The 12217-nt window shown below is 51.5% G+C and carries 7 protein-coding genes; all 7 read left to right on the forward strand.

Annotated elements, in window-relative coordinates:
• Positions 1-880: 880 nt before the first annotated feature.
• The 7 genes from ACE41H_RS24610 to lacZ all read left to right on the forward strand — a co-directional run bounded on the left by ACE41H_RS24610 (position 881) and on the right by lacZ (position 11951).
• On the forward strand, positions 881-2431 hold the full coding sequence (locus ACE41H_RS24610) for a response regulator (protein WP_375358218.1): 1551 nt from the start codon (positions 881-883) through the stop codon (positions 2429-2431).
• 20 nt (positions 2432-2451) lie between these two features.
• The gene (locus ACE41H_RS24615; RefSeq protein WP_375358213.1) at positions 2452-4230 is read left to right on the forward strand and encodes a cache domain-containing sensor histidine kinase; all 1779 of its coding nucleotides are present in this window, start codon (positions 2452-2454) and stop codon (positions 4228-4230) included.
• Positions 4231-4262: 32 nt separating this feature from the next.
• A complete protein-coding gene (locus ACE41H_RS24620; RefSeq protein ID WP_375358214.1) occupies positions 4263-5525 on the forward strand; it encodes a Gfo/Idh/MocA family protein in 1263 nt (420 codons plus the stop codon).
• A 195-nt stretch (positions 5526-5720) separates the two neighbouring features.
• Positions 5721-7007, forward strand: a complete 1287-nt coding sequence (locus ACE41H_RS24625) for an ABC transporter substrate-binding protein (protein WP_375358215.1) — start codon at positions 5721-5723, stop codon at positions 7005-7007.
• 106 nt (positions 7008-7113) lie between these two features.
• The gene (locus tag ACE41H_RS24630) at positions 7114-8058 is read left to right on the forward strand and encodes a carbohydrate ABC transporter permease (protein WP_375358216.1); all 945 of its coding nucleotides are present in this window, start codon (positions 7114-7116) and stop codon (positions 8056-8058) included.
• Positions 8051-8875, forward strand: a complete 825-nt coding sequence (locus tag ACE41H_RS24635) for a carbohydrate ABC transporter permease (protein ID WP_375358217.1) — start codon at positions 8051-8053, stop codon at positions 8873-8875. Before ACE41H_RS24630 ends, ACE41H_RS24635 begins: the two co-directional genes overlap by 8 nt.
• A gap of 28 nt (positions 8876-8903) precedes the next feature.
• Positions 8904-11951, forward strand: a complete 3048-nt coding sequence (lacZ, locus tag ACE41H_RS24640; protein WP_375358219.1) for a beta-galactosidase, LacZ type — start codon at positions 8904-8906, stop codon at positions 11949-11951.
• Positions 11952-12217 lie beyond the last annotated feature (266 nt).

A 12217-nucleotide genomic window follows, 5' to 3' on the forward strand; every position in this document is an offset into this window, starting at 1 on the left:
ACTTCATCGCGATCAATGCCTCCATGCAGGCCTGCTCGTTGTGATAACGACGGCTAAAGGGTTGAAGTTCCGTTTCCACTTGGACTTCCATGTCTGCTCGCCTCCGAATCCATAATCCGCGAACATAAGTTCTTTTTTTCATTATACCAAACATGTGTTCCCGTTTCAAGCCGAACATTCCACTTGAGCTGCCTCTTTTTTTCTTTTCTCTTTTCTCGTTTCTCTTTATTCCTTCCCCTAGGCCCCCCAACCCCCAACCCCCGCATTCTGATCAAAAGGGATAATGGTGCAAGGCTGTATGGAGAAGCACCAAGCACCAAGCACCGGGCACCAGGCAACAGACACCACGCCCTATAGACATCGATCTCACTCGGGCCACTAGACTCTGAGGGGGGCGAATCCCCTTCTTGCAAGAAAGCTGGCAAAAAGCTGTCTGCTTTGATTCAGCGTCAATCCCAGCAGCAGATCTCCGTTTTGCCCCGTTATATCAGGGCCTGTTTGCCGATTTCATGCTGCGAAAGTTGAGTTATTAAGGCAGATTACTGTAAACCCAGAAGAATACGTTCTTTTGGATTGGGTGATTTCTCGTTCAATCTTTAAAGCTAAAGAAACAGGGGTTATGTTGAAGATGAGTTAGGTAAACGAGCAGTTGCTCAAATACTTAGAAATGCAATAAGGATGTATGTAGAGAATATGCCCGGAGCGTCTCGCAACATGTAACAGTAGCAGCCCGGGCCAATTTTTACATGCTGCTGAAAAATAAAATTTCTTTGCCCCTTTGAATTGAATTATGGTAGCATAAGAACACTTATTAAAGCGCTATCATATGAACTTGTGATATGGATCACCAGGAATTTCCTTAATGTTGGGGAGTGAGAGCATGGAGCAGATGTGCCGGATTTTGATCGTGGATGATGAAACGCTTGTCCGTCAGGGGATCAAGCATTATTTGAGCTGGGAGCAGTACGGATTCGAGATCATCGGGGAGGCCTCCAACGGCCGCGAGGCCCTGGAGCTGATTGAAACGGTGCAGCCGCACATTGTTATTACTGATATTGTCATGCCCTTGATGGACGGCGAAGAGTTCACCAGAGTGGTGAAAAGCCGTTATCCGCATATTGAAATCATTGTGCTCAGCAGCTACGGCGAGTTCGAGTATGTCCGCTCGACCTTCCAAAGCGGGGTGGCCGATTATATACTAAAACCGAAGCTGGAGACAGAGGAGCTGTTGCGGGTGCTGCAAAAGACCGCCCGCCGCATTCCGTCCCTCCAATACAGCGGCGGCAGCGGCGAGCATACCGTCACGGTGGAGTCCGTGATCGGGAAGCTGGTTGCGTCCTATGACTTTGAATTTGACCCGGATATTCCACAGCGTCATTTTCCCTATAGCGGTTTTTGCCTGCTTGGTGCGGACCGGGGCCGTTTGTCTCCCAAAGACGGGGCCGGGTTATCCGATCCCGGACAGCAGTTTGCCGACTCGCTGCGGGCGTCCATGGAGCATATTGTAATCATGCCCGTACCGGCAGACAGCCATTTGTCGGTTTTATTGATCAATGTGGAGCAGGCGGACTATGCACATCTGCTGGCGAAAGCAGAAAGTCTGGCACAGTCGTCGGCCACAGGCCAACCAGGCTCCGGATGGGTGGTCAGCCGTTGGTTCAGCGAGTTCAGCGAATTGGGAAGCATATTCAGGGACAGGCTGATGAAGCTGCTGGACAGCAGGTTTTATGTTCCGGAGGCACCGCTCTTAACGGAGGATTCCTTGCCGCAGCAGGCTTCGCACACCGCTGTGTTTGACCTGAAGCGTTTTGCCGAAGAAATGAAACGGGAGCATTTTGAAGCGGCCTTCCAGTCCCTGCGGCATCATGTTGCCGGGATGGCGCAGGATTACAGCAGCCCCGCTTCCGAATTCAGGTCCTTTCTGGGGAACATTGTTTTCAATATTACGATTCTGCTCGGCGGCTCCGGATATGATGTCAAGGAGCTGGACAAAGCGAAGTTTGCCTACTTTCAGGCTATCGAAGAGGCGGGCAATGTGCATGAAGCCACCGCCAGGCTGGAGGATTTCCTGCAGGAAGCGGACATATTGATTTCCTTGAAACGGCAGCAGGCGGGTGACGATAGCATGAAAATGCTCCTTGATTACATCAATGACCATTACAGCGAACCGCTCAGTCTGACCGCGCTGGCCAAGCATTTTCATTTCAACCCGTCTTATTTATCGACCTATTTTGCCGCGCACAACCAGGAAGGGTTCAGCGAATATCTGAATAAAGTCCGTATCGATCAGGCGGCAGAGCTGCTGCGTTCCAGCACGGCTCCGATTTCGGAGATCAGCAGCATGGTCGGGTACTCGGATCACAGCTATTTTACCAAGGTATTCAAGAAGCTGACAGGCATCTCGCCCAGCCAATATCGAAGAAAGCACTAACAGGGAAAAGGGAAGAACGTATGAAAAAATATTTAGACCGCATGAAGCAGGGCGGGCTGTTCTTTAACATATTCATCGTCATGATCATCAGCATTACGGCGGTATGCGTGTTCACCTCGCTGGTGACGCTCCGCATGTCGGAGCGTCTGTTCGTCGAGACCTTCAGCATTACGAATTCGAAGGTGCTGAACCAGATAAAAACGAGCTTTGAGTCCTTCAATGATTCTATCGTCAACGCCTCCAGCTATGCGTCCCAAAGTCTGACGGTGAAGAGCTTCCTGACCGCCGGCAGCGCCGATTCTGTCACGACGGCCAAGACTTATTTCAACATGGGCCAGCAGATGAAGCAGATCAAATCCAGCGTGGACGCTTATGATGTAGGTATTACCATTGCAGGCGTGAACGGCAGAAGCTATTCTGCCGGCCAGATGAATTGGTCCGTGGCGGGGGAAGACCTGGCAGGCCACCACATTACGGTCAATACCATTGCCGAGCCGAAGCGGCTCATGTATCAGTATGACCGTGAACGTGCGGACGGGGCGGCGCAGGACGAACATTTTATCATCGCCTCCAAAGCCCTTGTCGAACGTACCAGCGGAACACTGTACGGCACTTTGTATGTCTCCATCCGCGAACAGGAATTCAAACAGTTCTATTCCAATTTTACCAGCACAGGCAATGATGTCGTCATTCTGGACAATGCTGGCCGCATCGTTTCCAGCAACCGCGCAGAATGGATCGGACAGAGCTCGCCCGAGCTGCTCAGCGATGCGGTGGATATCGCCACTCAGCAACTTTCCTACAAAAATGCGGAAGTGATGGGCAAGGACCATATTCTGCTCGCCAATTACATCCCTGCCTACGATTTCTATCTCGTCAATCTGATTGACCGCAAGTATGCCGTAGGCCAGATTATCAACGTCAAGTCGGTCGTGCTGATCTGTCTGGCGATTATTTCGCTTTCCCTGCTGATCGTATTCCTGATTTCCAGAAGGATGACGGATTCTCTGTCCCGTCTTGTCAAGCAGATGGCGAATATTACGGAGAAAAATTTCGATAATTACATCGACATTGGCGGCAGCTACGAGACGCGCGAGCTGGGCAAGGCTTTTAACTACATGCTCTACGAGCTGAACGATTATATCGCCAAGCTGCTGTATACCCAGAAGGAACAGCGGAATGCCGAGCTGGCGGCGCTGCAGCGGCAGATTAATCCGCATTTTCTGTACAATACGCTGGCCTCCATCAAATTTCTGGTGCAGCAGGGCAGCAAGGAGAAGGCCGCCGAGACCATCAATGCGCTCATCTCTCTGCTGCAGAATACGATTAGCAACGTCAATGAAACGGTCACCATCGAGCAGGAGCTGGCCAATATGCAAAATTACGTGTTTATTAACCATGTCCGCTATGGAGACCGGATCAAGGTCAATACATTCGCATCACCCGACTGCATGCACTATCATGTGCCGAAGCTGATCATCCAGCCTTTTATTGAGAATGCGTTCTTCCATGCCTTTAATCAGAAAAACGAAGGCATGATCTACATTCTGGTGTCCCGCACAGAGGATATGCTCATTTGCGAGGTTGCGGATAACGGCGATGGCATGGACGGCTTGTCCGGCCAGGGTACGCTGCCCAATCCGAAGAGCAAGCGCCAGCTTTTTACCGGCATCGGCATTCAGAATGTGCATAACCGCGTTACCCTGCTGTACGGCGAGGATTACGGGGTAAGCATCACAAGCGCCAAAGGCGAGGGCACGAGGGTGAGAATTACGCTGCCCCTGATTGAACGAGCATAAAGCAACAACCATTTATATGGGAGGTTATGGATTTGAAGCTGGCATTAATCGGTGCAGGACAAAGAGGCATGATCTATTCAAGACATGCATATCAAAGTGCGGAAATTGTGGCGGTGGTTGAGCCGGATGATAGCAGAAGAAAGGCGGCAGCGGATGAGTTTCAGATTCCGCTGGATAAACAATTCGCATCTGTGGATGAATTTTATGGATTGGGGAAAATTTGCGATGCCATCATCATCTCTTCCATGGATCGAGATCATTATGCGCAAACGATGGAAGCGCTGGAGCTTGGCTATGATATTTTGCTGGAAAAACCCATTTCACCAAGTCCTGAAGAATGTTTGAGAATCAACGAAAAGGCCAATAAGAAAGGCCGCAAGGTGATTGTATGCCATGTGCTCAGGTATACGAATTTCTTTGCAGAGATGAAGAGCATCATTGACAGCCAGGAGCTTGGTAAAATCATCACCATTCAGCATAACGAGAATATCGGCAATTTCCATATGGCTCATTCCTTTGTAAGAGGTAATTGGAGGAGAAGCGATCTGACCAGTCCGATCATCATGCAGAAGTCCTGTCATGACATGGATATTTTATCCTGGCTTGTGGACAGCGATGCCAAACGAATCTCTTCGTATGGCAGCCTCACTTATTTTACAGAGGAGAATGCGCCGGCCGGCAGCGCTGAGCGATGCCTGGACTGCAAGGTCGCTGCGGAATGCCGGTTCGATGCAAGAAAAGCCTATTTGCCTGTGCGGGGGCAATGGCCGGCTACAGTCGTTGCGGCGGATCAGACGGAAGAAGGATTGCTGCAGGCGCTGCAGACGAGTCCTTACGGACACTGCGTGTACCGGATGGACAATGATGTGTGTGATCATCAGGTGACCCTTATCGAGTTTAAGAACGGGGTTACGGCTACGTTTAACCTAAGCGGATTTACCAATAAAATGTGCCGCACGATCAAAATCATGTGTGAGCATGGAGAAATCCGGGGGGATGACAGCTTGAATGTCATTGAAGTCACCCGCTTCAACTCCAACATGGTTGAGGCCACTCAGCAAACGGTCATTCGGCCGACTGCCATGAGCGGCGGACATCTTGGCGGCGATACAGGCCTGATGAACGATTTTTTGCAAAATTTGAACAATCCCGGCTTCAGCAGCAGATCCTCCATTGACAGGTCTGTCGAAAGTCACATGATGGCCTATGCGGCTGAAGAGGCAAGAGTAACTGGTAGCGTGATTGATCTGGATCAGCTCAAGGCGAAGCTGCAGCAAAGCGAAGATCGCCAATAAAAATGCCAGAAACAAAAAAAAGTACAATTTGAAAGCGTTATCTAATGAAAGGACATAATAATAAAACAAATCTAGGCAAAGATATTTATAGCTGGCGCAAAAGCGTGAGTGATAAGATATTCATGCTGAAGGGAAACGCTTTCAGTAAAGGGTTTCAAGAAACCCGAATTCTAAAAAGAAACAGGGGTTGAACACATGAAGAAAATGATTTTGCTCTTGTTGGCATGCGTGCTCGTGTTGTCCGCTTGTTCAAGCGGCGGGGGTGCAAAGGAAGGGGCGGCCTCGGATCCCAATAAAAAAGAGATCACGATCTGGGCCTGGGACCCTAACTTTAATATCGCCGCACTGAATATTGCCAAGGAGTTGTATGTGGCCAAGCATCCGGATGTGACCATCAACATCGTGGAATACGCACAGAATGATATCGTGCAAAAGCTGAACACAGGCTTGAACTCCGGTACGACAAAAGGTCTGCCGAATATCGTGCTGATCGAGGATTACCGGGCGCAGAACTTCCTGCAGGCATATCCGGATGCTTTCCATGACATGACAAACACGATTGATCCTGCAGCCTTCGCTGATTACAAAATCGGACCGACCAGCGCGAACGGCAAGCAGTACGGCGTTCCGTTCGATTCCGGCGTTACCGGATTGTATGTCAGAACAGACTACCTGGAGCAAGCTGGCTATAAGGCCGAAGATCTGACGAACATTACATGGGATCGTTATATTGAGATCGGTAAGGATGTCAAAGCAAAAACCGGCAAGGACTTCCTGTCACAGGACCCGAATGACCTTGGGTTGATCCGCATGATGCTGCAGTCCGCAGGCTCATGGTACCTGAAAGAAGACGGAAAGACGCCTGACCTGGCGGGCAACCCGGCGATGAAAGAAGCGCTGGAGACTTACAAAAAGCTTATGGATGCCAACATTGTGACTATGACCTCCGACTGGAGTCAATTCCTGGCCGCCTTTAACAGCGGTAATGTGGCAACTGTTCCGACAGGCAACTGGATTACGCCTTCCATCAAGGCGGAAGCTTCCCAATCCGGCAAATGGGCTGTTGTACCGTTTCCAAAAATGGCCGGCAACAATTCTGTGAACGCCTCTAACCTCGGCGGCAGCTCGTGGTATGTCATGAACATGGATGGCCAGGATACGGCAGCAGACTTCCTGAAGCAAACCTTCGGTTCAGACACCCAGTTGTATCAGCAAATGATTACCAAAATCGGCGCCATCGGCTCACTGAAAGCAGCAGCCAGCGGACCGGCTTACGAAGAAGGACAGGAATTCTTCAACGGACAAAAAATCTATGCTGACTTCGCAAAATGGTCGGAACAAATTCCGACAGTGAACTATGGTCTGCATACGTATGCCATCGAGGATATTCTGGCTGTTGAAGTTCAGAATTACATGAATGGCAAGGATGTTGACTCCGTCATCAATGATGCTCAGACTCAGGCGGAAGCGCAGTTGAAATAACACAGCACATGCTGTGTCCAGAGCCATAGACAGATAGCAGGCGCGCGACCCCTTGACGAATGCTGGGCAAGGAATCGCGTGCCTGTTTAAATAAGGAGTGAGTTATATGAGAGAAGCCAAACCGGGTCTCGCCGGACCTGCCAAATCATCACATAGAGGAGCCAACAAGCCCGGCTTGTCCGGAAGGGTAAAAGCGGGTCTGACCGGCTGGCTGTTCATCGCCGCCGCGGTCATTATGATCTTTGCTTTTTATTTTTATCCCATGCTGCGGGCCCTGATTCTGTCCTTCCAGACCGGAACGGGAACCAACCTTACCTTTACCGGAATTGACAACTATGCGCGGTTGTTTACGGATTCCATGTTTCTGACCGCCGTCAAGAATACGTTTATTTATCTTATTTTCCAGGTCCCGCTGATGGTGATTCTGGCGTTGTTCATTTCCGTGCTGCTGAATGATAAAAATCTGAAATTCAAAGGATTGTTCCGCACGGCGATCTTCCTGCCCACTATTACATCGCTCGTTGCTTACTCCGTCGTATTTAAATATCTGTTCTCCGGGGACGGGCTGGTGAACTCTTTCCTGCTGAATTTGCATATCATCAGTGCGCCGATTCAGTGGATTACCGATCCGTTCTGGGCCAAGGTGACGATCATTATCGCGATTACGTGGCGCTGGACGGGCTACAACATGATTTTTTACCTGTCAGGTCTGCAAAATATCGATTCATCGATTTACGAGGCGGCCCGGATTGACGGAGCATCGGCGGTACGGCAGTTTTTCAGCATCACCGTTCCGCTGCTGAAGCCGATTATTCTGTTTACGTCCATTACATCGACGATTGGGACATTGCAGCTCTTCGACGAGGTTGTGAATATTACGAAAGGCGGTCCGGGTAATGCCACGACGACCATCTCGCATTACATTTATAACCTGTCCTTCAAATATTCGGCCGACTTCGGTTATGCGGCAACGGTGTCTTATTCGATCGTGATTATGATCATTATCTTGTCATTCCTTCAGTTTAAAGCGGCAGGTGAGCGAAATGGGTAAAGCCAAGACGATTTTCACATATATTTTTCTGAGTGTGGCGGCATTTGTGTCCATCTTTCCTTTTCTGTGGATGCTGGTCAGCTCTACGAATGCTTCGGTAGATGTTACGCGTGGCAAGCTGTCCCCGGGCTCTTTCCTGGGTGAGAACATAAGCAAACTCTTGCAGCAGGTGGATATCATGACGGCGCTGGGCAATTCGGCGAAAATTTCCATCACAACCACTATACTGGCGCTGCTTATTTCCTCCCTGGCCGGTTATGGCTTTGAGGTGTACAGAAGCCGGGCGAAGGACGTCGTCTTCAACATCCTGCTGCTGTCCATGATGATTCCTTTTGCGGCACTCATGGTTCCGCTCTATCGGATGTTCGGGTCGATTACGAATTTCGTTCCTGCGCTGGGCATCGATACGATGGCGGCAGTGGTGATTCCAACGTTTGCAACGGCGTTCCTGATTTTCTTCTTCCGACAAAGCTCCAAAATGTTCCCCAAGGATCTGCTGGAAGCGGGCCGGATGGACGGCTTGTCCGAACTGGGTCTGTTCTTCCGGGTGTATGTGCCGACAATGAGGACGACTTATGCCGCCGCCGCGATCATTACGTTCATGTCGAGCTGGAACAACTACCTGTGGCCGCTGATCGTGCTGCAGACTCCCGAGAATCAGACGATTCCGCTGCTCATTTCCAATCTGGGCTCAAGCTATTCGCCGGATTACGGGGTCATTATGACCGCGATCGTCATCTCAACTCTGCCTACAGCAATTGTATTCTTTGTGATGCAGAAGCATTTTGTAGCAGGTATGGTGGGTTCCGTTAAATAAACTTTTTGCGTGGGAGTGGATTTTTTTGGTGGGAGCAAAGACTTCAAGAGTCAATGAATGGAGCCAGGAGTGGCTGTCGGATGTGAGCGTGTTCGCGGTCAACCGGCTGCCTGCTTATTCGGACCACAAATACTATAAAACGGTGCAGGAAGCGGAAGCGCAGGGTCCCATGGCTATGCGCCACAGCCTGAACGGCACGTGGAAGTTCAACTATGCCACAAGTCCCGCCAGCCGCCCGCAGTCGTTCTATCTGGAGGATTTCAACGTGAGCGGCTGGGGCAACATTACCGTACCTGGCCATATCCAGACCCAAGGTTATGGGCAAATGCAGTACGTGAACACGATGTATCCGTGGGACGGGCATCACGAGCTGCGGCCGCCGCAGCTTCCGGAGGGAGACAATCCGGTGGGCAGCTATGTGACCAGCTTTCGGCTGCCGGATTCCATGAAGGACCGGCCTGTATTCATCTCCTTTCAGGGCGTGGAAACGGCGTTTTATGTGTGGCTAAACGGGCATTTTGTCGGTTATGGTGAAGACAGCTTTACTCCCTCGGACTTTGAGCTGACGCCTTTTCTGCAGGAGGGGGAGAACCGGCTGGCGGTGGAGGTGTATCAGAGAAGCACGGGCGCGTGGCTGGAGGATCAGGATTTCTGGCGGTTTTCCGGTATTTTCAGAGATGTGTATCTGTACACCATTCCTGAAATCCATGTGCGTGATGTCAAGGTGCAGGCCGGGCTGGATGATTCCTATAAGAATGGCACGTTGCAGTTAGACCTGAAGCTGGAGAAAGATGTGCCTGCTCGGGTGCGGGTAGACGTCAAGGATGCGGACCATCAGGTTGTTGCTTCATTGGAGGGGGCTTTCTCGGATGGAAAGCTGTCTCTGTCCGGAACCATTGAGCAGGTCAGCCCATGGAGCGCGGAGCAACCATATCTGTATACCTTGTACATCCACATCTATAACGAGGCCGGGGAACTGGTTGAAGTCATTCCGCAGAAGGCAGGCTTCCGCCGCTTCGAAATGATCCATAAGGTGATGTGCCTGAACGGCAAACGCATCGTTTTCAAAGGTGTGAACCGCCATGAATTCAACTGCCGCACAGGGCGGGCGATTACGAGGGAAGATATGCTGTGGGACATCCGCGCCTTGAAGCAGAACAACATGAATGCCGTCCGCACCTCCCATTATCCGAACCAGACGTTGTGGTATGAGCTGTGTGACGAGTACGGCATTTATGTCATTGATGAGATGAACCTGGAGACACATGGGTCGTGGCAGAAGCTGGGGGCGGTCGAGCCGTCCTGGAATATTCCGGGCAATCTGCCAGAGTGGCAGGATATTGTCATGGATCGGGCAGTATCGATGCTGGAGCGGGATAAAAATCACCCTTCCATTCTCATCTGGTCCTGCGGTAATGAATCCTATGCGGGCGAAGTGATACTGAATGTCGCCAACTATTTCAGAGCGGCGGACCCTGGCAGACTGGTTCATTATGAAGGTGTCTTCCACAACCGGGATTACAATGATACAAGCGATATGGAAAGCCGCATGTATGCCAAGGTGGCCGATATTGAACAATACCTGAACGACAATCCGCAGAAGCCATATATCAGCTGCGAGTATATGCACGCGATGGGCAACTCGGTGGGTGGCATGCACAAGTATACCGAGCTTGAGCATAAATATGAGATGTATCAGGGCGGCTTCATCTGGGATTATATTGATCAGGCTGTCATGAAAAAGAACCGCTATGGCCAGGAGTATCTTGCCTTTGGCGGCGATTTCGACGACCGGGCGACGGATTATAACTTCTGTACGGACGGCATTGTCTACGCGGACCGGAAGTTGTCGCCGAAGATGCAGGAGGTCAAATTCCTGTATCAGAACATCAAGCTATTCCCTGAACGCAGTGGAGTGACCGTGAATAATGAAAACCTGTTCGCGGGAACGAAAGACTATGATCTCGTGTACAGCCTGCTCCATGAAGGGCGGGAGATCTATCGCGGCATTCTGCAGCCTGAGGTGGCTGCGGGAAGCGAGGCATTCATCGCGTATGAGCTGCCGGATGTGGCCGCCGCTCCGGGCGAATATGTGATTCATGCTTCGCTCGTACTGCGCGAGCCTGCGCTGTGGGCCCCGGCTGGCCATGAAGTGGCCTTCGGCCAGCATGTTTTCCAGGTGGAGGATGCGGTTTCTCCACAGCTGCCTGCGGGTGAGCTGAAGGTTGTCCAGGGAGATGTGAACATCGGCGTGCATGGCAACAACTTCTCGGTGATGTTCTCGAAGGGAGCCGGCAGCCTGACTTCGCTGCGTTACTCCGGCCGGGAGATGATCGCCATGCCGCCGGCGCCGCTGTTCTGGCGGGCCACGACGGACAATGACAAAGGTATGGCATTGGGCTACGAAGCGGGAGCCTGGTTTGCGGCAAGTCTGGCGCGCAAATGTACGAGTGTTGCCATTACGGAAGATCAAGGCTGCGTAACGGTTACCTTCCACTACAGCCTTAGTGTGCATGCAAGTGTGGGAGTGGCCACGGCTTATACGGTGTATGCGGATGGAAGCGTGCGGGTGAAGAACATGTATGAGGGCACATCCGGGCTGCCGGATCTGCCGATTTTCGCCCTGTCGTTCAAGGTTCCGGCGGATTATCGCCATCTGGACTGGTATGCGCTGGGGCCGGAGGAGAACTACGCTGACCGTGCTTTCGGCGCAAGGCTGACGACCTTCAGCAACGAGGCGGCGGACAACGTGTCCGGTTATGTGGTTCCGCAGGCGTCCGGCAACCGTACCGGGGTCCGGCGTGTGGACATCACGGACGACCTGCAGCGAGGCATCCGCATTACAGCGCCAGCATCGGCACCGGTTGAGGCCAATATCTCGCCGTATACCGCATTCGAGCTGGAAAGCGCCTATCATCTGTATGAGCTGCCTGAGGTTCACTATACCGTAATTACGGTGGCGGGCAAGCAAATGGGCGTGGGCGGAGACGACAGCTGGGGAGCTCCGGTTCATGAGGAGTACCGCATCAAGGCGGATCAGTCCCTGGCATTTGAATTTACGATTCAGCCGTTGTGAAACGGCCAAGCTTCGAGAGATGTATGCGTCGATAGACGTTCTTCTTAACCGTATGATTTATACTTGAACAGGCCTGACGAATGGCACATCCTGGGTTCGGCCGGTTCTCCTATGGGGGACCGACCGAACCCAGGATGTGTTTTTAACTCAATAGTAGCCAGAGTGAGGTGGGTGTCTATAAGGTGGTGCCTGGTGCCCGGTGCTTGGTGCTTGGTGCCTCTCCATACAGCCTTGCACGATTATCCCTTTTGATCAGAATGCGGGGG

The sequence above is a fragment of the Paenibacillus enshidis genome (genome assembly GCF_042136365.1).
Classification (GTDB): domain Bacteria; phylum Bacillota; class Bacilli; order Paenibacillales; family Paenibacillaceae; genus Paenibacillus; species Paenibacillus enshidis.